Raw genomic sequence first — 25,909 nt, 5'->3', positions numbered from 1 at the left:
CTGATTTGTAGGTTGGTGCTATCGCGCGTTGATCCAGAACGCCTTGCGCCGCACGGCCGGGTGACGGTGCGGTTCGGCCAGCGAACCGCTCACAATGTAGCCGAGCTCGATCACCTGCCGCTGCAAGATATCCTCGTCGGCCTCCTCATTGAACATGCCGATCACCAGCCGCCCCGAAGGCGCGACCACGAACTCGAACAGGTGGGCTAGGAACTGCGGGCGCTCGCGCTCGGGCACGTATTCCAGGCCGGTGCGCACCACGTCGAAACGCTGCGGCGGACACCAGTCTCGAGCGTTCCCTACCCAGATTCGGTCGGCCCACTGTGGGTAGCGCTCGCGCGCCAAGTCGGCCAGGGCGTGGGAGATGTCCACCCCGTGCGGCTCGATCCGGATGCCGTCCTGTGCCGCCCACTGGGTGAGTGTCTCCATCAGATGCCCGTTGGCGCAGCCGACGTCCAGGAAACTCAGCGCTCGGTCACCCTTGGACGGCAGCGCCCGCACCAGCGGACGGCGAGCCGTCTCCCATTGAGCCGCGTCCCCGCTGTACCCGGACTGTGCCCGCGGATCATCCGTCGCCAGATACGCCGGTTCGATCAGCTCCAGCACGGCCTCATGCCATGACTCCCTATCGATCCTGCCTTCGGCGTAAGCAGCGTCGATGACTGCCATCTCCCGCCATCCGCGTTCCTTCGCCGCAGCGATACTCTGAGCATCAGAAGCCTGCATCTCCACAATCGTAGGTTGGACCGGCCCATACGAAAACATCCGCCAATCGGTGCGGACGTCCTGTCCCGCAGTCGATCTCGTCGCGCAGACCGCCTGCGCAGCGGCAGCGTAGGTCGTTTCGGCCAGGCTGGTAGCTTCGATTGGGGATTCTGCCGTGGGGGAGGGACGATGATCGGCGAACGTGTAACGACGCTGCACGACTACCAGTTGGGGATGCTGCACGTGATGTGCCAGACGGCCCCGGTTCAGTCCGCGGACCTGCTCAACCGGATCGGCGCCACTTACGCCGATACTGCGGCCGCCGAGGAACGGTGGTGGTGGGCGGAGGCGACGAACCATTTCGAATCGCTCGCCGAGTACGTAACAGCGTGGGGCGCACCGGTTTCGGAGGGGCCGCACCCGCACGGGGCGCACATCGCGCGATACGCCCGTTGGGATCTGTCGTTCTGGCCGGGTCTGCAGATCGAGCTCATGGAGGTGCCCCGCAACCCTGGTGTGATTTTCCGTCGACTGCTCCGCAAGCCCGGGGTTCCGCCGCCGCGACCGGATTCGGTCGCGGACTTGACGCCCTGGTCGTGTACGCAAGAAGAGTTCGAGGACTGCGACTTGGGCCCATTCCGCCATTTCGACGGATTCGGCGATCATCGGGTCATCATGGGCTTTGAAGCCCTCGATGCTGAGTCCGGGCGCAACCGCAGCTACACGGCGTGGTTCGAATGGGGTTTGCTGCAGTCGGTTCAGCCACTGGACCTGCGCCCCGACAGGCCGGAGCCTCCGGTCGTCACCTCCGACGACAGCGAGCCCTCCTCGTAGGGGACGAACGCCTGGGACAGCTCGGAACCGCGCGACAACCACGTCGTCGACCGCCGCAGACTCACCTGACGGTCAGGGTAGGAACGTTCTACGCTCGAAACGTGATCATCTGGCTGAACGGGACATTCGGATCCGGAAAGACCACCACCGCAAGGGAATTGACCGCACTGCTGCCCGGGTCGCGGGTCTTCGATACCGAGGAAGTCGGGCTCATGCTTCGCCACGTCCTCGCCACCGAAACCGTCAGAGACTTCCAGGACTGGCAGCCCTGGCGCGGGCTGGTGGTCGCTGCGGCCACGCAGATCCTCGACTATGTCGGCGGCGTCCTTATTGTTCCGCAGTCGGTTCTGATCCACCAATACTGGCAAGAGATCCGCATCGGACTCGAAAACGCCTGTGTCCCAGTGCATCACTTCGTTCTTCATGCTGAACGCGACGAACTCCTGCGCCGGATCGCGACCGATCCCGCCAAACCGAACTCGTCATGGCGCTTGGAACACCTCGACGACTACGACGCCGCCCGCTTCTGGCACGGCCGGGAAGCCCACGTCATCGACACCACCGCCCTGCAACCGCGCCAAATCGCAACGGTTATCGCCACCGACCTTCTCGATATGAGGGGGCGTTGAGAAGCCTTGCCATTCAGGACGATGCGGTTTACTAGCGCGGTGATCGACCATGAGGTTGTGCGCGTGTTCTGTGGGCCTGACGGGAACTTCGGCAATGAGCTCGGTGTGGTCCGCAATGGCGCGGCCGTCGCGACCGATGCGGAGCGGCTGGAATTCGCGCGCACGTTGGGGTTCAGCGAGACGGTGTTCGTCGATGACGAGATCGACTGTGCCATCGACATCTGGACGCCCTCGTCGCGGCTGCCGTTCGCTGGATATCCATGCGTCGGCGCGGCGTGGTTGCTCGATGCGGCGAAACTGACCACTCGCGCCGGTCGCGTGGATGTTCGCCGCGACGGTGAATTCACGTGGATCGCAGCGCAATCCGACTGGGTGCCGCCGCGCGCCCTGAGGCAGTTCGGATCGGCCGCCGAGGTGGATGCGCTCGAAGTTCCGCCTCAGGGTGAGTGGATCTATGCGTGGGCCTGGCAGAACGAGCACGCCGGTCAGATCCGGGCCCGCGGCTTCCCCGGCCGCGGGGACGGTATCGATGAGGACGAGGCAACCGGCGCCGCCGCGATACTGTTGACCGCCGCCCTGAATCGCCCGCTGACGATCCGGCAGGGCCACGGCTCGCAGATCATGACGCGGCCACGTCCGGATGGATGGGTTGAGATCGGTGGGCGTGTCCGTCAGTCACGATAGGCGCCGATCATCGTTGTTGCGGTGCACCGATCGCGGAATGGCGAAATTTCAACATCGTCGGAACCGGACTGCTATCCGGTGCTTCCGATCTGTTGAGGCATGAGGTCCCGCGAAGGCTTAATTCGATCTGACACAGCGATATTCGCAGATAGGTAACCAGTTTCAGATGGTCCGAGACCGTCGGTGCTGTCGGATATAGTCGGGTCGGATCAGGCCGATGCAGTGCCCACAGAGCGAGGGTGAGGATGCGAGCGGTAACGAGAGTGTTCCTGCTGGTAGTGCTTGGGGCTGGGCCGTTTCTGGCGGGGTGCGGGTCCTCGACAGATGGAACCCCGCAATCTTCGACCCCTGCCACCACGAGTACGGCGAGTGGGTCCGGACTTGCCGCAGATGCTCCGACGGGATACAACCCCTGCACGGATGTGCCTCAGAGCGTGTTGGATTCGGAGAAGCTGCATAAGGCAGTGACGAACAACCGCTCGGATCTGGACGGTCCCGGCGGAGTCAAATGGCGCGGCTGTGGCTGGGTCCGCTCGAACGGCTACGCCGTAGATATTCGGGTGACGAACCTGACGATTCCATACATTCGCGGTCGTGGCTTCGCGGACACTCGGGACTTGACGATCGGTGGTCGTAAGGCGATTTCTACTCGACGTGAAGATTCCAGCCCGAGCGAAGTGTGCAGTATCAACGTCGAGATAAAGGGCGGCAGTCTGGAGTTCGGGCTCGACAATCCGCCGTCGCGTCGGGAGACAGGGGCTACCGACACTTGTCAGTTGGGGATGACGTTGGCGGAGAAAGTTGTTGCCACACTGCCAGCGGGTGTCTGACACCCGCCATAATGGACCGATGAGGGAGGGATGGCGTAATGAGTGACGACGCAACGTCACGGGGGCCGTTGGCAAACCTTGTCACGGAGGCCAAAGAGGGCCGGTTGGGGCTCCGGATCGAGCCGGAAGATTTCGTCTATATCGACCGCGACTGCCAGCGATTCATGGACCTGATCCAGGCGATGCAGCGAGACGCGAGAGCTATCTCGGAAATCGAGACCGGCAAGTGGGGCTTGGGGGAGAGCAACTCACGGTTGACTTCGGCACAGACATTGGTCGGTCGGTTCCGCGAGAAAGCAAAGGGTTCGGACAACAGCGTGCACGCGATTCTCGAGCAGCACTACCAGGTTGTTCAGGATCTGCAGACGCTGCACCGGGAGATCCGGGACCGGTACATGGCTGCCGATAGCGCTTTCGCGGCACGTGTAAAGGATTTGTTGTCGAGATTGCCCCAGCAGCCGACGCCGATCGATCCTGCGAAGTATGTGTCTGGGAAAGGGCAGCCTGAAGCGGTTGCTCCGCTGCCGGGGGCGCAGTCATGAGCGGAAGCGAGCCAGCCCGAATCAGTGATGGTGGCGAGCACACGAGGTCGTTCAAGCATCGGGATATCAAAGATGCGTTCAGCCCATTGAACCCGACCGAATCGTTCAGTGTCGCCGCGCGATATAGCGATATCTCTGCAAACTGGGAGGCTGGTCTTGACGTTTTCGCATCCAGCATCCAGAAGTCGATCGCGGGTGCATGGGAGGGGAGCGCCGCGACTGCGGCACGTGATTCGATCTCCCGTTACGTAAGTGCGGCTAATGATTTGACCGACCCACTGACGCAGTTGGGTTCACGGGTGTATGACGCGGCCGAAGGCATCCTGTCAACGAAAAGCGCGATCCCCGAGGTGCCGAACGAAAAACCGTGGTGGCACAAGGACTCCTGGCCGTGGGTGGGTATTGCACGTGACAGCGTGATAAAGGACAGGTCGGAGACCGCGCAGGACGCGATGCGTGACTACTACGTCAAGCCTTTCGTTAGCCTGGACAGCCATCCCGGTCCTTCCCAAGCCGATAAACCCAAGCCATCCCTTGGATATTGCTGGGCCGCCGGCACAACCGACCGAAATCAGCTATGGTCCGCAGCATCCAGTAACGCCGGGTACCGTTCCGGGCACTCCCGGTACCAACCCGGGCGATCCGAACCAGCCTCACACTCCGGATAAGCCCGGCGACCAGGCTGCAGTCGACCAGACGAAACCGTCTGCGACCAACCCAACTTCCACGTCTCCTGGGACCGATCCTATGAGCCCGGACCCTGCTCGGATTGACCCGACCAAGCTCAGCAAGGACTCGCCGACTGCTCCGACCAGTACGACTCCGACCAGTGTGATCCCCACCGGCACTGCACCAATCAGAACGGGGACGCCGACACCAGGCGTTCCAGGTGTTCCTGACAGTCCGAGGATCCGCTCCGGCCAACCGGGTGTTGCTATCCCGGGCAGTCCGGCCTCGCCGGTCGCTAGAGCGGCTGGTAGCCCCTCCTCGATGACCGCATCGAATCGGGGTGCTGCCGGTGTGCCTGGGTTCGGTGCCCCAGGAGCTGGCCGTGGCCGATCGGACGAGGAAACGACTCACAAGATCCCGGACTACCTCATCAACCAGCAGAACACTGACGAGTTGCTGGGTGAGATCCCACCAACCGTGCCGGACGGCGTCCTCGGCGAGAATCCGCCGACTGTGTCAGACGACGAAGTCGGTGGAAACTCGAGGAGCGAAGCGTAGGCCACATGCACAGCTAATGGTTTGGCACGCATAAGGTTTCGTTGCGTCCGCGTACGGGACGCACGTATACCGTGTCGGGGAACCAGGACTCGATTCGAACGGATTTTGATGCCTGAATGGACATTGGAGACAGACGATTTCGCTGCTCTGTGGTACAGCGCTGCAAATGACAGGTTCCCTCGCCCACTGAACTACCTCAGTAGCCTCACTCACGAAAACGACGTTGTCGCGCATCGCACCGCAGTGCGCAGCCGCTACCCGCGAGACGAGTTGGAGGAGATCGAGCTCGCCCTGCACACGCTATCGACTTCGGACTTGCGCATCGAAATCCTCGGCGGCACACATAAATACAAGGGCAGTATCGGTGAGGCCAAAGAGTACCGGATTGTGGGAGCGCGCAACCCATACCGTGCGGTGGTCCTGTCACAGGCTGTCCTCGGTGAGCGGAACGGGCCGATCAGGGTGCGCATGTTTCGGCCGGAATCCCTGCCGACGGCCGTAGTGAAGGCCGTCCCCGCCTGCGAACCGGGCAAGCAGAAATCGGCAACCTTTCATCCGGACGATCTACGCCCTCGTCGCGACGGTTACCTGCAGCACAGTCGCAGGTCACCGCGCGAGCAGTACGAGCGGCTGTTGCAGCGCCCCGCCAACGGCGGCGGGGCGGCCGGGCTACTCATCGGCCCGTTGCACTCGCGCCCGGAGCCGGTGAACACGGTGCAGTGGTACGACATCATCGACGACGGCCGGTACGTCGAACTCGTCGACCGGCATGTTTCGGTCCGCCCGGCGACGCCCGAGGATCTGATTGCGCTGTTCACCGGGTGGATCGACCGCGCCCTGCAACGGCTCAGAGATGACGAGAACGCCAGATGGTGAACTGTGCGCTCGGTGGATCTCGCACACCTGCTGGCACAGTATGTCCTGTATGAAAATGATTGATGTGCAATGGAATCGAACAAAGGAGCTGAGTGGTCGAGACTGGCCTCAGACAGTCCGCAGCATGATGCACTTGCGGACTGCCGGACGGCGTGATGACGGGATAGCTGTTGCAGCAGGGTAACTGCCGATCAATGGATCCACATGACCGGAAAATGTTGTGAATCAGCCTGATTCCCAGGGGAACCGGGCGCGGATCTGTTGCGTCGGTATAGATTGACGGACCGAAATCTCGGAACGGGGAGCGTGTATGGACGCCAGCGAGAAGGCCGCTTTGGAGGCGCGGAGCGAGGCACTGGACGCAGAGGTCCAGTCGATGTTGACCCAGTTCGAACAGCAGCAGCGCGATATCGCTGCGGCGCAGGCGGAGATGTCCCAGATGACGGCCGAAGCATGGTCGTCGGACAAGCTGGTGCGGGTGGTGTGCAACGCGGCTGGAGTGCCGAAGGAGGTGCACCTGGCGGCCGAGGCGTTCAGACGTTCGACGCCGGAGAAGCTCGGCCGTTCGATGGCCGAGGCGGCGCAGGCGGCTGCCGCGTCGGCTGCGGAACGAGCCCGACAGGCATTCGCTCCGATCGCGGAAATGGCCGATGCGGCACCGGATTTGTCGGATCTGGTGCCGGGGGCGCCAGGGATCAAGGATCTCTTCCAGTCGATGTTTCCGCAACCCGATCGTCAGGAATCACCTGAGCCGGTCCTCGATGAGGAAGAAGAGGACGAGTACTACCGAAATAGCTCGTACTTGAAGGACAGACGATGACGAACCTGCACGTCGATCCGGAAGCGTTGCGCGGTACCAGATCTCGTTTCGATGATGAGTCGAACACGGTGAAGACGGCGGTGTCCAAGCTGCGGCAGGTGATCAATGCCGAGGGTAAGTGCTGGGGCAACGATGAGACCGGGCAGGCGTTCGCGAAGGATTATGAGAAGTCGGCCGAGGATGAACTGAAGAACATCGACGGTCTTGCTGGTGTGTTCACCAATCTCGGTGCGGCCGTGGTGAAAATCGCCGACGGTCTCCAGTCCCAGGACAAGGTGAACGCCGACAAGACCAGCAAACTCAAGTCCTGACATGGGCATCGAGATCCCCGGGACCCTGCAATGGGTCGCGAAATGGGTTGTCGGAGCAGGAGACTGGCCCCAGGGCGACGAGACGGCAATGCGTCGGGTCGCGGTGGCGTGGGAGGAAATGGCTACCGCGCTCGACGGCAGCGACACCGATTCCGAACGGCTGATGCGCGATGTGTTCGCCGCGCTTACCGAGGGTAAGGCCCACGATGGGCTGCTGGAGTTCTGGCAGAAGATCGGCGGGGACAAGGGCGAGCTGAAAAATCTGATCAAGAGGAGCCGATCGCTCAGCAACAGCCTCGATGAGGGTGCGACCGATATCGAGCACACCAAGCTGGTGATCATCGGGGCCTTGGTCATCTTCGCCATTCAAGCTGCCGCGGCATTGGCGCAGGCGGCGACCGGGATCCTCGCGCCGGCTGCGGCGGCCGAGGAGGTCGCCGCGCGGGTGGCCACCCAGATCACAATCCGTATGGCGATCCGTCAGCTCATCAAACGCATGCTGTCCCGGGCTGCCGCCAAGGCTGCGGCGCGCGCCGCGCTGAAAGGCGCGGGTTGGGGGATTCTGCAGAACGTCGGCTTGGATGCGGGTTTCCGCGGGTGGCAGTGGTTCGAGGGCCATCGTGGTGGGTTGAATTCGAAGGACTGGCAGCAGCTCGGTTTGAGTGCGTTGACCGGTGGCATCGCTGGGGGACTGGGTGGTGGTTTGGGTGCGGGCGGGCTCGGTAAGGATGCGACCGAGGCGGCTTCGTCCAAGTTGAGCCAGGCGGCGCTCACCGCGGGACTCGATACCGCCGCTAATACTGCCGCGTTCACCGCGAGCACGGCGGCGACGGTGCCTTTCGGCGGCAAATTCGACTTCAGCCCTTCCATGGTCACCGCGTCGGCGGCAGGGAGCGTGATGTCGGCCGCGACCACGGCCGGTCATCCAGGCCCCGCCACCGTTGATGGTGATCACCCAACTATTTCCCAGCCGAACACCGAAAGCCTCACCGGCGCAAAACCTTCCACCGAAGCCCCACACGACCAACCACCCACGGGCACCGACACCGCGGCCGCACCACACGATTCGAATGGTGAGCGCGCCGCGCCGGACGCGCCCGCCAGTCCGGGCCCCCGCGAAACGAATACCGCACCGACATCGACCAACGTCGACACCAGCACCCAGCCGGGGCCCGACAGCCACTCCGACAAACTGGTCAGTGGCAGCCACGACCCGGCTGCGCCACCGCCATCACAGGAGACCGGGCAATCCGGTAAGCCTGAGCCGTCGTCGACTCCGGCTCAACCCGAGACCCAACGGCAGGACGCAAGACCGGCTGCACCGCAACAGGATTCGTCGCCGAGCCCGACGATCTCGCCGACCCGGGTTTCCGGCCCGGGCACGGAGTTCGCCGGTTCTCCCGCATCATCGAGTGGATATGGGTCGCTAGATCTGCCGCCGGTCACCCGCCCTGGCGACACGCCGCACATGGTCGACTCCGCACCGACCATCACCGATTCGCATCCCGCCAGCACCACCTCGCCTGCAGCGCATGACACGCCCACCGCCACTGTCGAAACCCCGCGCAGTGCCCCACCGACCGCAGTGTCGCCGCATGCGGATATCCCGGCCACCCCGCACGCCCCGACCACCGAATCCGCGACGCAGACAAGCAATCCGGCGGCCACCCCAACCTCGAGCGGACCCGGCACTGCAGCGTCGCCGAGCAGTGATGTCGCGCAGCGCCCGAGTGCGCCGGCCACGCCGATCGACTCGGCGCACCCGACATCATCGCCCCAAAACGTCGGTCAAACTCCATCGCCGCGACCCGAAACAACCAGCACGCCAGCACATCCCGGCACACCGGCGCGCGGGGACACCAGCGCCACAGCGCCCCAGACTCCTCCGGCGAGGACCGAAACACCTTCCACACCAACAGGATCCGGAGCCACGCCGCGCGTCGACAACGGCACCTCAGCGCGTCCGGATCCTGCCCAGCCCGCACGGCAGGACATACCTCAGCAGGCCAAACCGAACCCCGCCCAGCCCACCTGGGCCGACACCGCCCAGCCAGCCCGACACGAGACAGCGCAACCGGCGAAGGTCGATTCAGCTCAACCACCCCGCGCGGACTCCACTCAGCCGACCCGAGCAGATGCTGCCCAGCCGCCCCGGCAGCAGACGGCACAACCAGCCCAGCCGATTCAACCGCACTCCGTTCAGTCCGCTCGGACGGACGCTGCCCAGCCCGCACGGCACGAGGCGCCGCAATCGACGAAGGCCGACTCAGCCCAACCATCCCGTCCGGACACGTCGCCGTCTGCGCGGCCGGACGCGGCGCGGCAGGGCTCGCCCGATCAGCTTCAACCCGTCCGCTCCGACATCGCGCAGCTCCCACGATCCGAAACTCCGACGGTCAAACCCGAGCCGCCACAGCCTGTCCGGCCCGATACAGCCCCGCCCGCGCGGCCCGAGACGCCGTCGACCAGACCGGAATCCGTCCCGCACGCTCGACCGGAATCGGTGCCGCCCAGCCGGCCCGAGACGACGCAACCAGCGAAACCCGAACCCACGCAGCGGCTTGCGCATGAACCGGCGCCGGGGCCCAGGCCCGAAGCCACGCCGTCGGTGCGGCCCGACATCCCGCAAACGCCGCGGCAGGAAGTTCCGCACTGGGCACGGCTCGACTCGACGCCACCGTCGCGCCCGGACGTCGGCGAACCGAACCGCCCGCCCACGCGCACCGACACCACATCACCACCACCAGATACGAACCGGGCCGAACCACCGAAATACGAACCCTCGCAAACACATTCGGACCAAAACCAGCCACGGCGCACTGTCGACACACCCCGGGCCCCCTCGGTCGAGCGCGGCAGCGAACCTCACACGCCCAGCCGGTACCCCGATCCCACCCCTCGGCGGCTGGAAGTCGTGGAACGATCACAGGAGCCGAACCGCCCTCCACCTGACCAGACAACCCGTGACGGCCGGACCGGGGACCGGGCCGAACAGTCGCCTCAACCGATTCCGGTCGCGGTATCGCCGCCGCACCCCAGCAGCAGCCCGCACGAGCCCAGACCCGTCAACGAGAGCCATCGGCCGGACGAATCCCGTCCCGGTCCGCACGAGCGGGGACCGCACGAGGCGCCACCGGAATCCGAACCCGGCGTGATCGACCGTCCGAAACTGCCCGTAGAGGACAAGCAGTACTACGCCAACCCCGACTACCACGACCCGGCTGCCGAACGCGACTACGCCCGCAACCGCACCATCGGTCCCGAAGCCGCGGACATTCGCGCTAGGAGGATCGCTGAGTACCCTGAGCTTGCCCGGCTGTCGGACGCGGAGATCGAATTGATCCGCCGCAATCAGCAGATGCAGTTCAACGAGTTACTCAACGGCGGAACCCGCAACGGTGACCGGGCACTACTCGACCGGTATGACACCGAGATCCGGGCCTTGGTCAGTGCATTGAACAAGCTGCCCGATCACGATGGAATCGTCTACAGATCGCTGCGGATCGACGATCCGGTCGAGTTGGCGAAGTTTCTCCAGGAGTACAGCACAGAACACGCACCCAAGGATCTCGGCTTCGCGTCTTCGGACAAAGAATCCTCCATGCTGGGCGGGAACATCGAGCTCATCATCGAATCCCGGCACGGCAAGGACATCTCGTGGGCAACCGGCCAGCAGCAGGAAGTTGTGTTCCCGCCAGGGAATCAATTCCTGGTGAAGAACCGTCGCCAGGTAGGCGACAAGCTCTACATAGAACTACTCGATCTAGGAAGAGGACACGATGACACCGGAGGAATTCGACAAGATAGTCAAAGCAGCACTGGCGAACGATCCGCCGCTGACACCCGAGGACCAGGAATGGTCGAATCGGCTGCGCCAGCACACAGAGAAACTGGAACAGAAGGGCCGCCCCACCGCGACCGAGGATCAGACGAAGATCTGGCAGTCGTGGGGCGAGTCGGAGCTGAAGCGGATCGAGCGGGAACGCGGCCAGACGAGCGAATAGCCCCTGAAGACCCTGCCCAACAACAGAATTCGCCAGCACCTGAGCATGTGCGGACGCCGGAGCAGCGGCCACACACCGATGCGGCGCCTGACCATGACGGAAGGCCTGCGCACCAACAGGATCGCCCGCACCCGCTGCGTGAGGCCGAGCAGCCCAACCGGTCTCATCCGGAACCCACCGAGCACCCGACCGAACGCGCACGTCCGGATATTCGCCGTCCGGAAGAGCCCGACCGCCCGGCTCCGACCCGGACAGAACGCCCGGAATCGGTTACGCCTCAACCACATCCAACGGATCACCCGGTAGAGCCGCCGCGTCCGATGCCACCACAGCGTGCACCGGAGTCGGCTCCGCCGCTGTGGGCTCATCAGGACCCGAACCGTGCCGTGAATACCGATCGTCTGCCTGATTGGTGGCCGCGTGCGGACCGGTCGACACCGGCGCCGGACTCACCGCCAGCAACACCACCGCACACGACGCGGGCTCCGGAATCACTTCCGCCGACCTCGGACCGACCGCGGTCACCGGCCCCGCACCGGCCGAACCCAGAATCCCCGCGCCCACCCGATAGCCACACGAAACCTGTTCCGCACCAACCGCATTCGCGTACTCCGGGGCCGCATGAGGTGGACCAACCGGTTCCCCGGCCAAGGCATGCACCAGACCACCGTGCTGGTGTGCCGAACCGGGACCACGAGGGCGTCTGGCGGGAGCCGAGCCCGGAGCCCCCGCGGCGCCCAGCGGCTCCGGAACGGCGGCCGGCCGATCCCGTGGCAGAGGGTGCGCGCAATGCGCGAGAGAGCTATCGCACGCGGAGGCCCGAAGACAACCGCGTCGTCGACGTCCCCCGCCGCGGCACCCATGACACGCCCGCCTATGAAATGCGGCGCTACGCCGAAGGCCCGGAGCATATCGCGGTAGTGCGCGTGCGGATCCATCTCGCCACGGGTGAACACATCTCGCCGCGCCAACTGCACGACCTGATGGAAAACACCCACTGGGCGGCCGACCGCGCCTTCAACACCGGCCACAAACTGCTCAGCGGCGACTGGCTGATGGTCGATGTCGAGTTCACCAACGACCCGTCCACGGCCCACCTGTTCGCCACCGTCGACCACACACAAGGTCCCGGCACCTGGCATCCGGGCGACAGACCCGAAACACTGGTCGATCGAATACGCGAGCAACTCGGATTGCCCGACACCGGCCCCCACACTCTCGACCCGGTCGATATCCGCCAGATCAGCAACGACATCGCCCGAGCCAACACCCCCGCCAAGTTCCGCGGCCTGCCCGACGACCGTGTCTTCGGCCAACACCTGCTGCAACCGTTGGAAGACCCGGCATTCCAAGCTGCGGTGGAAGACGCACTGCGCGACGGCAACCGGTTCCTGGTTGCGGCCGATCCGAGGACGAATCCGTACGGTGCCCTGATCAACGACCACGGTATGGATCAGCCGGGCCGCAACAACAACTGTCTCGATCTGTGCCTGGCCGCGTTGTCAGCGCACCATGGTGACCCTCAGGTCGGCGTGCCACGGTGGCTGGATCTGCTGCCCGACGGAAAGCTCGACACGAACGGCGAATTGGGCGGAGCCGACCGCGCGGCAAGCTACCTCGGCCGTGACTGGGCGAGCTTCGGCAATCGTGGCCTGTCGATCAGAGAGCAGTTCCAACAGCTGCACGACTATGTCGCACAGATGGGGCCGGGCTCTTCGGCGTTGGTCGGAAACTATTGGCACGCTTGGGATCCGAGGACCGGTACGTTCGTCTACGACAATGGCCTGCCGGTGGTGCAGGGTGCACACGCGACCGTGCTGGTGTACCCGCACGACGCGGACGGGCCCGTATGGTGGGATCCCCAGTCAAGCCATTACTCGGATCACCCACCGGCCTATCTGACCGACCGCTCGGCGTATTTGCAGTTCATCGTCAACGACGCGAACGGAGGACCACACGGTGCCAGAACAGATTCGAACGCGGGAGGAAGCCCAGCGGTATCTGGCCCGCATCTTCCCGTCGATCCCGGAGTTCCACATCTACCAGAGCGAGTACGCCTGGGTCTGCCAGAAGGCGCTGACGCCGGAAGAGATGGCGGCCGGGGCGGGGATGGGCCTGAGCAGTTACGTGATCGACGCACGGACGGGAGTAGTGACCGCGGCCCCGAGCCTGCACCCACTGACAGTGGGCGAGATGTACGACGAGGCGATCCGGACCGGCCAACCGGTCCGGCAAAACCAGATCTACCCACCCAAGTGGCGCATGAACATCGAACGGACACAGGAAGACCCGCACCAGATCACTTACCAGGTCGAAACGACCTCCCTGACCGAACCACCGGAACCGAGTCCCGGCAACCGGTTGGTGACCATCAGCAAGCAGACCATGGAGTACGACCCGATCGACAGGACCACGACGCGCGCGGTGGCCTGGGCCGACATGCAGAACCGACTGGAAGGGACCTGGCCGAGCCACGGGACCTTCGAGTTCTAGACGACCGACGGGACACCACCCTCCACGCCGACAGCGAAGAACCGACGCCAGCCAAACCACTGGATGTTCCCCTCGGCGGACATGCTGACGACCACGGCCGAAGCAGTGGCGATCCTGACCGAAATGAGTCCGACGGTACGACACCGAGCAACCGAGATCCGGATAGGCCGCATGTGGAGCGGAATACGGACCCGAGCGCCCCGCAGAGATTCGATGAGGTCAATAAGCAGTGGAATCCTCCACCTGACTACCGCCCGGAAACGCCGCATGTCGAGCGGAATACAGACCCCAATGTGCCGCGGCGGTTCGACGAGATCAACAGACAGTGGAATCCGCCGCAGGGTTACCGTCCGGATACGCCGCATGTGGAGCGGAATACGAATCCGAACGCGCCGCAGAGATTTGACGAGGTCAATAAGCAGTGGAATCCGCCGCAGGGTTACCGTCCGGATACGCCGCATGTGGAGCGGAATACGGACCCGAACGCGCCGCAGAGATTTGACGAGGTCAATAAGCAGTGGAATCCGCCACGGGGTTATCGCCCGGACACGCCCCACATCGAGAGAGACAGTCGGCCGGTAGACGAACGTGACAGCCAGACCCGTGAGTCTGTCGATCGAGAGCGCTCAGGCCCCGGCGATGATCGTCCGGTTCCGCCGGGCATGTACCGCGGCGACGACGGACAGCTGCGAAAGCCGGGGGACCGGCTGGACTCCTATAGGGATCCGGACGGCCGATGGCACCACAGGGACGACGCTCCAGGGACGTATCGGGACGTCAATTTTCAGCTGCGGAAGGGCAGCTCGTGGGTGCGAGATCACCTAACCGAGACCGACGTTGTGCACTTCGCGGAGTCGGGTCCGGCCGATCGGTATCAGGTGGTCTCGAAGGAACTCAGCGACCGACTCGACGCCCTGGCCGCCGAAGCGGCGCGCCAGGATGCTGCACGGGCGGCGGAGGCTGCGGCGATCAAGCCGCATATGAAGGAATTCGGCGTTCAGAAGATCGATGAATTGAGCGCCAATAAGCTCCGAGAAGTCATTAATAGCAAGCAGCAGGAAATACTTCGCGATAAGTCATTGACGGAAGCTGATAGGCTCGCGAAACTCGATCGCCTGTACGATATGCAGGACATTGCGCGGCGCTATAACGATCTCGGTCCTCAAATGAACGCCGTATCAAAGGAAATGGGCGAAGTGGGAGGAATCGCGCACGCCACCGAGCGGGATAGTTCCGTTCTGCTGACTCCGTTCAAAGATGCCCGGGATGGCCGTGACCTTCTGGATGTTACCTCATTCGTGCAGGGGGAGAACCCCACGCTGGTGGCCAATGAAAGCAAGGGCGGTGGGTCGCCGTTGGAGGCCGCCGACACCGCGAAGGGGCGTGCACAGCAAGGATCTCCTGAATATTTCGAACGAACCGTCGCAATCGACAAGAACCTTGAGCGGATTCTGTTGGAGACTCCTGAGCAGATGCGCGCTCGCGGTGTCGACCCGAACGGTCCGGAAGGACGGAAACTGCTGGAGGCGCGTGAAGCGCTGCTCCGCGCACATGCCGATGGAACCCTGAAATTCGAGTACAACAAAGTCCGCGTCTCCCGAGATGGCACAATCACCGTCTCGCGATTCCGGCTCGACCGCGACGGGGAGCCGCCGACTATAGAGGTCATCGGACGGGTTGACCGGGCAATGGCTCGCGAGCTGATTCGTGCAATTGATGCGCGAGAGCTGGAAGAAAGCATAGCCAGAGCAATAGAGGAACAACGTGCCAGGCTTTTGCAGCAACTGGATCCGCGTCAGCAGGAAATAGTCCTCCGTGGTATCGCCCAGGCGATCGAATCTGCGGCGCCGAACAAGGCCGCCGAGCATGCTGAGAAGCAGCTCGCAGATTCACTCGCAAAGGCAAGAGAGGCGCTCGAGACGGACCTGCAGCGTGCAAGTAATCACATAGAAGCTGCCCAAAAGAATCTGGATCTCGTTCGTGACGTGAAGTACGAGCAGAGTGTGGCCGCGTTGCGCGGCCTGGGATTAGATCCACACGCATCACAGATTGCCGAGCGACTGTTGGCGGCCGAACTGGTTGACAGGCAACGGGCTACGGCAGCCGAGTTGGCTGTAGCGCATAAGGACCTGGTCGCTGAGGCCACACGAAGGGTGCTCGGCGACAAGGGGCCCGAGTCGTTGGCACGTGAACAAGCCCTGACCCAAGCCGATGGCAATATCAGGGAATTGGCAGCGGCACGAGAGCAAGGTGGTCGTCCGGATCTAGCGCAAGCGCTAGAGATCAATTATGCGCTCGAGCAGGCCGTTGGCGTCGAGCAACAGCAGCGAGAAGTCGCCCGCGACATGCGAGCAGTCCAGGACTTGGGGTTGGTTCCCGAGCATGCGCATGAAGTCATGGATGCGCTGGCCGAGAACCGCGAACAAACGATAGCGCAGGTCAGAGACTCGCTGGCCCAGGAGCTGGTTCAACAGCACAATCTCATTGTTGAGCAAAATCCTGCGCTGCGAATCCCTGAATTGAATGCCCGTACATTTGATGCCCGAATATACGCCCTTTGTTTGGAGCATGAGCCGATAGGTTTCGATCGGGAGAAGAATGCATTCGTATACCAGCTACCTGGTCGCGCGCCGGAGCTCGTGCCATACGGATCCACGGCACGGAATCTGGCGGACGCCGTCAAGGCTATCGAGAAGGGCGTGCCCACTCAACAGGTGGGCATAGCAACACTTGTTCAGCTGGGCCAAGGTGTGAACCCAATTGAAGCAGTACGTGCCGCACCCGACGCGGACACTTTGAGGCGCCGCGCGCGCGACCAGGCGCTCGAGAGAGAGCGGAATCGTGAACGTGAACGTTAACAACTGCGCGCAGCTTGTCTGGTTACCGTTTGCCGAATTATTTCGCTTTTCTGTAGAATTGGACCCAACGGAGGTTTCGATATTTTCAGGGTCGAGCGTACGATCTGTCGGTCGAAGAATTATAATCGGTGCAGTTGGTGTGATTTGCTGTATTGCTGGAGCTTCAGCGTTGACAATGCCCGTCTTTCGAACGTTTAGGGTGGTGGAATGAGCGAATGGCGGTCGTTGACCGGCCCTGAGATCGTCGACTTGGCAACACGACTCGAGTCCTTGGCCTGGTCGTGGCAGATGGATGACGTATCGGATCTGGCAGCCCACTTCGGCTGGACGGTCCTGCGCGCCAAGGCGGACTGGGTGATGCTCGATGTTGGATTCGGCATGGCCAGCGGAAGCATCCTCGGACGTGATGGCCGAGCCGACACGATCGAATTGGCCGTCACCGACAACACGGACGGTGAGGCGCGCAGTGGTGTTCTGCTGCGGGATACGTTTGCGGAGATGACAGCAGCACTCCGTGGAGCGTTGGGCGAGCCCACCACGCTGATACCGGGTGAACAACCTGAAGTTCGATGGGTCGGCGACGACGCGACTCTGCGGTTGACCTGCCTGTCGAGTGCAGTGCACCTGTCCCTGGTGACCAACGCTCGCATAGCTCTCGATGACGAATCCGCCGCCCTGAACGAACAGGACTGGGCATGACGGACTGGACCGAATTCAGCGAGGGACTGGCCAATCGACTGGCTGGGTTGCCCGCGGGAGCGGTCGTGATCATTGGCGAAGCTGGAGTGCCCTCCGAACAACGTCGGTTCGTACAATTCCGGCAATTAGCAGACAGAACCTGGATCGAATTGTGTGGTGACGATTCGTTCGATCCGGAGCTGAGGGTCGCGCGAGACATGCACCGCTGGATCGCCGAGGCGGGGTGGCGCGATCGCGATGATGACCATGGCGGCAATTGGTGGTTCGAGCAGGTATGGCCTGCGACCAGCGTCGATTACCATCGCCTGGCCTCGATGGTCGTGACTGGGCTTCGGGATGCGTATCAGATCTCGACCCCGGACCGGTTGAGCTACGACGCATGGAACGAGAACGCTGGCAACCGCACGCTGGAGCTCCCACAGCTCGGTATACGGCAGGAGAGTCGACCGCAATGACCAGCCCTGTTGTTCCGGACGGAGAACCAATACCCGAATGGCGTGCGCTGACCGATGATGAGGTGGTCGACCTGGCTCGTCGGCTCCGATCACTGGTGTGGTCGTGGCGAATGGATGATCTGATTAGGCTTCTAGCGGTATTCGGGTGGCGCCATCCGGCTGCCGAGTCGGCTGATCATGTATGGTTCGACGCCGGTTTCGGATCCGGTAGCTGCGATCTGTACGGCTGCAACGGCGACGCCGAGCGAATTGAGATCGCCGTAACAGCGCTAGCCGCCGACGACGAGTCCGGCCGATCCGACGTTCGTGCGGCATTCGAGCGCATGGCCGCAGCTTTGATTCGGGAATGCGGACAGCCGTCCGGCCAGGTGGTCGACGTGATTCCGGAGGTCTGGTGGGCGGGTGAGGAGACGGCGTTGCTTTTGACCGATTTATCGGTCATGGTACGGCTTTGCCTTGTCACGAATGCATGGTTGGCCGAAAGGTAGTCTGGAGATGCTCTTAGTTAGGAAGAGCTGTCCTGCTGTTCGAAGGTTTGCGGTATTTTGGGTTGATTAGCGTTATCGTAATGCTCTTATTCAGCTGAAGTAGTTCGACTATCAATTTCGACTGATCCCATTGTAATCCTGGTCGCCTGCCCGGCAATCGGCGAGTGGGCGCACCGAGTAAATCGTTGATTCGCGAGCTCACGGTAGCAAAGGCATCGATGAGGAATATTTGCTCTGTGGTGTCGACGCGATCGGTAACGTGAAATGAAAACTCTTGTATCAAACCATCGTTTAGCTCGAACCAGGCGACAGGGTGATTTATTGCAGCACTTGTCGTCATGAAGACTGTTGTCGCATTACCGAAATCGTCCGGTTTCCAGTCGACCAATGCACTGAAGTGTTCGATGTCCCGACGTCCCCAGGTCCAATCGAATGTGGTAGCGGCGCGGATTATCTCGACAGCGGCGTCCGCATCAGCCTGTGCAACATTGTCCATATGTCCTCAATTCTGCACCACATGTTGGCTACACGGGCGATCTCGGCAGGGTTTCCGACGAACATCAATTGACCGCTGAAACCGGACAGGATCTGTGCTGACGAATGTCGGCGGAGTAGACAGGACTTAACCTTTCGTCGGCCCGGATGGCCACCCCATTGATCTTCCGACCCGCCTGCGCTGGCCGGTTCGGTCAGCGCGGGTCGCGGCTATACAGCATGTTGCTACTCGTAAGCCGCGGCCAGCTCGGCCGCAACCGTGGCGGTGGATCCTTCACGTCACGAAAGCTGATCTTTGGGCGATGTCATTCAGTACAAGATGTTGATCAACCTGCTTCGATAGAGGTGGTGCCGGTATGGCATCGAACACTGGCCAGGATAAGAGCCACGCTGCGGACAAGGGATCGGGTAGTGGAAGTTCTCCGGCGCCCGCGTCGGATCCGCCCCCGCCGGAAGATTGGGTGAAATTCGATCGGGTGACGCGTGACCAGTCACACCCGGATCAGCCCGCCAGCCGCGACTATGGATGAGTACGGTATGGAGTATTCGGCCTTCATCGCGGGGGAGTTGAGGGCCGAGCTGGACCGGCGCGACGCGGCTAACAGTCGAGCCACCACCATGCTCTCGGCGTCCACGGGACTCGTCACAGTCATCACCGTGGTGACAGCCACACGGGGTAGAGACTTCAGCATTGGTGGTGTCGCCCGATGGTTGCTCTTGTGTGCTCTGATCGCGATGCTGATCACGGCGATCATGTCCCTGACGGCTGGGATCGCGAAGTCCTACAAGGTGACGACGATAGACACCCTGCACCAGATAAAGGACGTGCGCTGGGAGGATGCGGAGTCCTATGCACGAAAAGTGGTGGTCTACTGCAATCTTCACACTTTGGAGGACCTTCGAGTAGGTACCAACTTGAAGTACAAGATGCTGCGTGTGGCGGCCATGGTTCAAATCGGGGCGGTTCTCCTGCTGAGCGTATGTCTGGTTCTTACCGTTTGATCATTCCCGCGACTACCGAAAGGTGGGTGCTCGGCGCAGTCTTCCCATTGCGGCGCAGGGTCGCTGAACCACCTCCGCCGCGCGGCACCGTAGCCGGTTCACCTTCCGGGAGACATGTCCGCCAGCCGCGCGGTGGAGGGATTGATTCCGTGCGCCACGCGGCATTATAGGAAACTAGTGTTGACTGAAGCCAGGCTTCAGGGGCGGGGCCGAATCACCCGATGTAGAACGCTTTACGGTGATTTCCGTGCACCCATGCGCCGGTTGTAGTCAACTCGCGCAATCCAGTTGGATATCGGGTGCGCGGCGAGTCGGTCGGATCGGCGACGTACCGGACGATGGTTCGGGCCGGGCCGAAATGTCCTTGATCCGACATCCCAGCTGGCCGCATGATGTCGGCGATGCCGTCTGCTGAAGGGGACCGGGATGAGTGTGCCCGCCTACGATGCTGCTCTCGAAGAGGCGTGCGCGCAGTTCGGCGTGCCCGGGGCCAGCTGGGCGGTGATCGTTGGTGGCCAGATCGCGCAGGCGGGGGTGTGCGGTGTGCAGGCGGCCGGCGAGGCGCGGCCGGTGACAGGCACGACGAGATTTCAGGCGTGCTCGATCAGCAAGCCGGTCGCCGCGCTGGCGATGCTGCGACTGGTCGATCGGGGCGTGCTGGACCTGGACGCCGACATCAACACCAGGCTTCGCTCGTGGCGGCTGCCACGCAACAACGACTGGCAGCCGGTTGTGACGTTGCGCCAGTTGGCGAGCCACTCGGCGGGCCTGACGACGTCGGGGTTCCCTGGCTATCGGCGCACCGACGAGCTGCCGAGCACGGTGCAGATCCTGCGTGGGATGTATCCGGCGAATACGTTTGGCGTACGTGTGGACACTATCCCTGGCACGCAGTTCCGCTACTCGGGCGGCGGAACGCTCGCGATGCAGCTGCTGCTCGAGGACGTGACCGGTACGCCGTTCCCGGCGCTGATGCGTGAGCTCGTGCTCGACCCGATTGGCATGGCCGACAGCGATTACACCCAGCCGCCGTCGCCGCAGCTGCACGGCGTGCTGGCATCGGGACATGACGTCACCGGTGATGTCATCACCGGCGGCTGGTATGTCTACCCCGAGATGGCGACCGCCGGGCTGTGGACGACGCCGAGCGACTTGTGCCGGTACGCGCTCGCAGTGCGGGCCGCGTATGCGGGCGCGCCGGGCGGGCTGATCTCGCAGCGGCTCGCGCGCGAGATGCTGACCCCGCAGATACTTACGACCGCGCCGGATCGGACCGGCGGGCTGGACGCGGTGGGCCTGGGGCCGTTCCTGTCCACCAGCGGGCCCGCGAGGTTCGGGCACAGTGGCGGGAACGAAGGCTTCCGATGCCACCTGCTGGCCTACCGAGACCTCGACGTCGGCGCCGCGGTGATGACCAACAGCGACCTCGGAACCTATGCGGTGCAACGCATGTTCGCCGCGATCGCGAAGGCACACGACTGGCCGGACTGCCCGATCAAGGTAGACGATCCCGAGCTACCCGCCGAGTCGACACTCGCGAAGTTCGCGGGTCGCTACCGGCTGCGTGCAGGATTCGAGCTGGCGATCACAACAGTCGGCTACGACCTACAGGTCACCTTCGCCGGACAGCCGCCGATGACGTTCACGTTCATGGGAACAAACGGCGACCAGGCTCCGACATTCGCCTCGGTCACGACCGACACGACGCTGCGCCTGGATGGCAGCACTCTCACGTTCATCCAGAACGGGCGCGATATCGCCTTGGAACGGCTCTAGCGCGAGGCCGCCACCGGCGCTTATCGCGTCCGCGCCGGGCAGAGCGGAGCAGCAATAACGCTGTGTGATCGGCATGTCAGGGTGTTTGACGGGCCGAGTTGATCTCTACCTCGAGCCCTTGAACTTCGGAACTCTCCGATGGCCGTTCCGAAACGTCCGAGTCGCGGAACGACGGGGCGGAGGACTCTCGTCACAGTGAGGGCAGAATGCGTCAGTTACGGCGCATGGCGCGCTGGACCTGTTCTCGTTCTGCGGTGATCTGCTTGCGCCGTTGTGCCATTGCAGCTGAAGGGGATTCATTTGATGCCAGAGCCTGATAGACGGCAAGTACGTCTTCGAGTGCGTCGCGGGCGCCGACTCCGGCGGCGGGAGTGATTGCGTGGTCGGCGTCTCCGATGAGGAGTGCGGGTTCGGTTGATTCGGTGGCGTTGTCGAGGGGCACGTTGCGTGCGTTGCTGACGTGCACGACTTCGGTGTGTTCGATAAACGTTTGGGCCAGTTCCTGATTCGACGGTGTCGCTTCGAGCACGGCGTCGGCCCATTCGTCGACTGGTCGCAGGCCGAGGTCGTCGCCGTCGGTCAAGGGTTCGCGGGCGATGCGGAGGAACCAGAGTGCGTTGGCGTCGCCGGGGCGCCAGATGTGTCCGAGGGTGCTGAATGAGCTGTTGTCGGGGGCGATTTCGGCGAAGAAGTGCAGGACGGCGGGGTCGGTGGAGAGGTCCAGGGGTGTGGTGGTCATTCCGTAGAGCACGACGTCACCGGCGTAGACGGGTATTCGGTTGGGCTCCAGACAGGTTCGCACAACGGAGTCGATTCCGTCGGCACCGATGATCAGGTCGTCGACGATGGTTGTCTGATCGCCCCGATGGAGTGTGCAGCCGGATCCGTTGAGAGATATATCGGTGATCGGATTGCCATAGTGCAGTTCGGCGCCGGACGTGTCGACGAAGTCGGTCAGGATTTTCATCAGCGCTCGGCGCATCCAGAAGCGATGTCCAGCGCTGGGTCGTCCACCGCTGAATCCGGCGCTGTTGCGGTACTGGAGCCCCACCAGTGGGTACGACGCTTCGTACAGCTCGGCTTCGGATACGCCGAGGGTTGTGAGTGCGTTGTGGCCGCGGCCGTCGATGAACAGGAACGCGCCGGCGCCGGGGCCAGCGGACTGTTGCTCGTAGAGGGCGACCTGCTCGCCGCGCCGTGCGAGGGCTCCGGCGAGTACCGAGCCTGCGATTCCGCCGCCGACGATGGTCACCATGCGGAAATCTCCTTGCCTTGTCGAGAGTAGTTGCGGGCCAACGCGATTAGTTGGTCTCGGCCGTACGTGCCGGAGTTGGTGAGGATCGGTACAGCCTCAACCTGATTGCGGGGTTGATAGAGAGCGCCGATGTCACGTAGTTGTAGCAGCGCTGCGGCCACGGAGCGGGGGTTTTCGTATTCGTCGGATTTCAATTCGGCGGCCAGTCGCGGGCTGAGCGTGATCAGCCGGTCGCGGCACTCGATGAGCGCGGTCATGCGCGCTGCGTGTGGTTTGAGCAGCAAGGGAGTCCAGCCCGTCCGGGGAAACGACAACTCAGGCGCGACAGTGCTGAGATCATCGCGAAGCTTGCGCATGGCTCGGGTGTCTCGCCAGGCATCGCGCATCTCACGCAGTTGTCGGGCGCGATGGGCGACGGCTACGGCGGCCCAACTGATTACCACCAGCACGCAGCCTGCGTTGAAGCCGACGTACATGAACGTTTTCAGCGGTTCGCCTACGGTGCCCGGCGGGCCCACCGTGGCTAGCGAGTCAGGGCTGTTGCGGCCGTTCCAATAGCTGCTGGGGGTGACGATGCCGACCCCGGCAAGCAGCCACAGGCCGACGGCCGCCATACCGAGCGCGACACGCAGCGCGCCGAAAGTGCGGCGGGCGGCCCGCGCCGCGAGCAAGCCACCAATAGCTGTCGCTACTGGGAAGAACAGCGTGCTGGCGAAGTACCAGCGCAGAGTGTCGGAATGCTGGAAATCCCACAGCTCGCGACCAGGGGGGACCTGGAAGGCGAGTCCGAGGGCAATTCCGCACGTGACAAAGCCGATACCGGCGACGAGGACAACGAGATTACGTGCTTGCCGGGCATTAGCGGCAGCAGCGTAGTAGGCGCATAACGCCACTAGCATGATCGCCAAGCAGATCGTTTGGAGCGACAGCATGATGTACACGCGCCCAGTGCCCGCATTGGATTGAGCGTGTGCGATGGCCTCGAAGATCAAGCTGCCGCAGGAGCCCAGAATGGCCACCGTAATAGTCAAGGACGCGGTGGTGGGGCGTCGGCGCGTCATCTGCCAGCAACGCCACAGCGCAATGATCGCAACGACGCCTATCCGCAGTGGCAGATTAGTCGGAGAGTCGTAATTCATTGTGGGCGGCCCCCTTTCACCACGCGAGTCGGTCTTGGAGAGTTTGGGAGAGGCGTTCGGCCGCCGGATCAGGCTGGATGGGCAACCGGGCCCCGGCATGTAAATCGATCCAGGTACTGATCAGCCGGGCAACGAACTCCGCATCTCGTTCGTCCGGATTCGAGTAGTCACCGGTGCGGTGAGTACCAGCGACGATGGAATCTCCGAGATCGAGTGTGCCGAGCATGATGTGGGCGACCTCGTGCATCAGCAGATGCAGTTGATGCTCGTAGCTGGTGGCCGCCTGGACGAAGATGTGGAACTCCCCGTGGTCGGGATCCACGATGACGAAGCTGAAGAAGCCTGGTACGGGGAACGAGTACAACCTGATGTGGATTGGTGCACCGAGGCGCCGAGATAACGCGTCGATGATTGCCTCGTGGCCGTCAGCGGCGTCGACGCCGAGATTGCGGAGCAGGCGGGCGACCTTATGGCGCAGCCAGAAGTACCTGGCCGGGAATCCGGCCGGGGGTGGCACGATCAGCGGCGCATACAGGGTCAGCCTCCCGTTTGGTTTGTCCCCCGGTGCTTCTCGACAATTGCCAGCAGATCCATGAAAGTTCGGACGTCCTCGTCCGACAGCTCGGACAGGCGGCGCGCCGCTAGCCGAATCGTCGGGTTCGCTTCTAGCAGGCGGGCGAATTCCTCGCGTCCTGGTGGGGTTGGCGCGGGCGCATCCAACGGAGTCGGTTCGCCGCCGTAGAAGGTGGCGGAGGCGCTTCCAACTTTCCAGCGCAGAACGTGGTCGTACTTGCCGAGTGTGGTTGGCGTCGGCGTGTGTGGCGAGGTGCCGTTCTCGATGTGGTTCTGGGTCATCACGCTGGGACCGCCCGCGGCCTTGACGTCACGTTGCGTCATGCCGAGGGCTAGCCGACGAGATCTGACGATCCTGCCGAACCGTTCAGCGGCACCCTCCATGAGCAAGATTGTATCTCTCCTGTGGCCAAATCCAAGATTTTGCTCAGAAAGAGACCATTTTTGTTGTTTTTCTGTTGTTTGTTTATTGCAGACCGGTGGGTACGGATCTACTGTGAGCTATACCACAGCAAACGTGAGGAGTGGTGCTCGGCAAGGAGGTGGTGCCATGGGCGACAACGCCAAACGCTCGACGGGGCGTACGCCGGTTCGGCGTTGCCGAGGTTCCAGCCGCGGTCGGGTGGGTGACGACCTTGTTCGGAAGCAGTTGAGTGAGCTCGAGACTCGAATACGCCTGGTCATGGCCGTTCGTCGTCGTCAGCTTGCCGACGAACGAGCTGCTTCTCGATTCGATCGAGGCGGCGGTTGATCGCGGCTATGGCCTCGGCGAGCTGGCCGATGTCCTGGGTTTTGGCGAGTTTGCGTCGCATGCGGCCGAGTTCGCCGATGGTTTTGTCGTCGGCGTCCGGGTCGGGGGGTGCTTCGCCGTTCAGGATCCGTTCGAGTCGGTCGCGAGGCCAGCCGAGGGCTTCCGATGCGGTCGCCAGTGTCGGCCGAGTCGCCTTGCGGGGCGGTTCGTCCCCGAGGAGGTTCCGGATTGTCATCGGCGCCAGGCGGGATTTGTGGATGAACTCCGCCTGGGTCATGTCCAGCTCGGCCATTCGGTTTCGAACGGCGGCGGCGACAGCTGGCCAGTCCTTGCTCACTAGGACCCTCTCCGTCGGCGATGTGAGTCAAGGTTAGCGCCTGTTTCGCAGCTGAGGCGAGATTGCGAATTGGTGATTGTCGGCCACTTTCTTGACAGATCTAATTTAAGAGCTAATCTCAGAACT

The 25,909-nt window shown here is 63.0% G+C and carries 22 protein-coding genes; 15 read left to right on the top strand and 7 right to left on the bottom strand.

What is annotated here, in order from left to right:
• Positions 1–18 precede the first annotated feature (18 nt).
• Complete coding sequence (locus LGY53_RS05465; RefSeq protein ID WP_225725509.1) at positions 19–669, bottom strand: trans-aconitate 2-methyltransferase; 651 nt, start codon at positions 667–669, stop codon at positions 19–21.
• 72 nt (positions 670–741) lie between these two features.
• Here LGY53_RS05465 and LGY53_RS05460 point away from each other — a divergent pair, with 72 nt between their 5' ends.
• The 13 genes from LGY53_RS05460 (at position 742) to LGY53_RS05400 (ending at position 18,455) form a co-directional block, all read left to right on the top strand.
• Complete coding sequence (locus tag LGY53_RS05460; RefSeq protein WP_225725508.1) at positions 742–1,539, top strand: hypothetical protein; 798 nt, start codon at positions 742–744, stop codon at positions 1,537–1,539.
• A gap of 158 nt (positions 1,540–1,697) precedes the next feature.
• Positions 1,698–2,168 carry an ATP-binding protein gene (locus tag LGY53_RS05455; protein ID WP_374111122.1) on the top strand — a complete coding sequence of 157 codons (471 nt, stop codon included), beginning with the start codon at positions 1,698–1,700 and terminating at the stop codon, positions 2,166–2,168.
• Between the two features lie 39 nt (positions 2,169–2,207).
• A complete protein-coding gene (locus LGY53_RS05450; protein ID WP_225725506.1) occupies positions 2,208–2,852 on the top strand; it encodes a PhzF family phenazine biosynthesis protein in 645 nt (214 codons plus the stop codon).
• A gap of 245 nt (positions 2,853–3,097) precedes the next feature.
• Positions 3,098–3,682 (top strand): DUF3558 domain-containing protein, encoded by a 585-nt coding sequence (locus LGY53_RS05445; RefSeq protein WP_225725505.1) that lies wholly within the window; start codon positions 3,098–3,100, stop codon positions 3,680–3,682.
• Positions 3,683–3,720: 38 nt separating this feature from the next.
• Positions 3,721–4,224: a hypothetical protein gene (locus LGY53_RS05440; RefSeq protein ID WP_225725504.1), complete on the top strand. Its 504-nt coding sequence runs from the start codon at positions 3,721–3,723 to the stop codon at positions 4,222–4,224.
• On the top strand, positions 4,221–4,892 hold the full coding sequence (locus LGY53_RS05435; protein ID WP_225725503.1) for a WXG100 family type VII secretion target: 672 nt from the start codon (positions 4,221–4,223) through the stop codon (positions 4,890–4,892). The genes LGY53_RS05440 and LGY53_RS05435 overlap by 4 nt, the downstream gene beginning before the upstream one ends.
• A gap of 667 nt (positions 4,893–5,559) precedes the next feature.
• Positions 5,560–6,327, top strand: coding sequence for an ESX secretion-associated protein EspG (locus LGY53_RS05430; protein WP_225725502.1), 768 nt, complete (start codon positions 5,560–5,562; stop codon positions 6,325–6,327).
• 310 nt (positions 6,328–6,637) lie between these two features.
• Positions 6,638–7,147 (top strand): YbaB/EbfC family nucleoid-associated protein, encoded by a 510-nt coding sequence (locus LGY53_RS05425; protein WP_225725501.1) that lies wholly within the window; start codon positions 6,638–6,640, stop codon positions 7,145–7,147.
• Positions 7,144–7,458, top strand: a complete 315-nt coding sequence (locus LGY53_RS05420; RefSeq protein WP_225725500.1) for a WXG100 family type VII secretion target — start codon at positions 7,144–7,146, stop codon at positions 7,456–7,458. The genes LGY53_RS05425 and LGY53_RS05420 overlap by 4 nt, the downstream gene beginning before the upstream one ends.
• Position 7,459: 1 nt before the next feature.
• Positions 7,460–16,813 carry a toxin glutamine deamidase domain-containing protein gene (locus LGY53_RS05415; protein WP_225725499.1) on the top strand — a complete coding sequence of 3,118 codons (9,354 nt, stop codon included), beginning with the start codon at positions 7,460–7,462 and terminating at the stop codon, positions 16,811–16,813.
• Positions 16,814–17,020: 207 nt separating this feature from the next.
• The gene (locus LGY53_RS05410; RefSeq protein WP_225725498.1) at positions 17,021–17,512 is read left to right on the top strand and encodes a DUF6301 family protein; all 492 of its coding nucleotides are present in this window, start codon (positions 17,021–17,023) and stop codon (positions 17,510–17,512) included.
• Positions 17,509–17,967: a hypothetical protein gene (locus LGY53_RS05405; RefSeq protein WP_225725497.1), complete on the top strand. Its 459-nt coding sequence runs from the start codon at positions 17,509–17,511 to the stop codon at positions 17,965–17,967. Before LGY53_RS05410 ends, LGY53_RS05405 begins: the two co-directional genes overlap by 4 nt.
• A 62-nt stretch (positions 17,968–18,029) precedes the next feature.
• Positions 18,030–18,455: a DUF6301 family protein gene (locus LGY53_RS05400; RefSeq protein WP_225725496.1), complete on the top strand. Its 426-nt coding sequence runs from the start codon at positions 18,030–18,032 to the stop codon at positions 18,453–18,455.
• Between the two features lie 13 nt (positions 18,456–18,468).
• On the opposite strand, the gene LGY53_RS05395 is transcribed toward LGY53_RS05400, so the two are convergent.
• Complete coding sequence (locus tag LGY53_RS05395) at positions 18,469–18,951, bottom strand: DUF6301 family protein (protein WP_225725495.1); 483 nt, start codon at positions 18,949–18,951, stop codon at positions 18,469–18,471.
• Between the two features lie 536 nt (positions 18,952–19,487).
• Here LGY53_RS05395 and LGY53_RS05390 point away from each other — a divergent pair.
• On the top strand, positions 19,488–19,952 hold the full coding sequence (locus tag LGY53_RS05390; RefSeq protein ID WP_225725494.1) for a hypothetical protein: 465 nt from the start codon (positions 19,488–19,490) through the stop codon (positions 19,950–19,952).
• Positions 19,953–20,378: 426 nt separating this feature from the next.
• Positions 20,379–21,728 (top strand): serine hydrolase, encoded by a 1,350-nt coding sequence (locus LGY53_RS05385; RefSeq protein WP_225725493.1) that lies wholly within the window; start codon positions 20,379–20,381, stop codon positions 21,726–21,728.
• Positions 21,729–21,939: 211 nt separating this feature from the next.
• On the opposite strand, the gene LGY53_RS05380 is transcribed toward LGY53_RS05385, so the two are convergent.
• The 5 genes from LGY53_RS05380 to LGY53_RS05360 form a co-directional block, all read right to left on the bottom strand.
• Entirely contained in the window at positions 21,940–22,983 is a 1,044-nt protein-coding gene (locus LGY53_RS05380; RefSeq protein WP_225725492.1) for an NAD(P)/FAD-dependent oxidoreductase, read from the bottom strand.
• Positions 22,977–24,122 carry a DUF6545 domain-containing protein gene (locus LGY53_RS05375; RefSeq protein ID WP_225725491.1) on the bottom strand — a complete coding sequence of 382 codons (1,146 nt, stop codon included), beginning with the start codon at positions 24,120–24,122 and terminating at the stop codon, positions 22,977–22,979. Before LGY53_RS05375 ends, LGY53_RS05380 begins: the two co-directional genes overlap by 7 nt.
• Positions 24,123–24,138: 16 nt before the next feature.
• Positions 24,139–24,639, bottom strand: coding sequence for a hypothetical protein (locus LGY53_RS05370; protein WP_225725490.1), 501 nt, complete (start codon positions 24,637–24,639; stop codon positions 24,139–24,141).
• 20 nt (positions 24,640–24,659) lie between these two features.
• Complete coding sequence (locus LGY53_RS05365) at positions 24,660–25,079, bottom strand: hypothetical protein (protein ID WP_225725489.1); 420 nt, start codon at positions 25,077–25,079, stop codon at positions 24,660–24,662.
• A gap of 296 nt (positions 25,080–25,375) precedes the next feature.
• Positions 25,376–25,738: a hypothetical protein gene (locus LGY53_RS05360; protein WP_225725488.1), complete on the bottom strand. Its 363-nt coding sequence runs from the start codon at positions 25,736–25,738 to the stop codon at positions 25,376–25,378.
• Positions 25,739–25,909 lie beyond the last annotated feature (171 nt).

The organism is Nocardia sp. JCM 34519.1, from assembly GCF_020361265.1.
In the GTDB taxonomy this organism is placed as follows: domain Bacteria; phylum Actinomycetota; class Actinomycetes; order Mycobacteriales; family Mycobacteriaceae; genus Nocardia; species Nocardia arthritidis_A.
The sequence above is the reverse complement of the archived record's forward strand: the minus strand, read 5'-3'. Positions and strand labels throughout refer to the sequence as shown.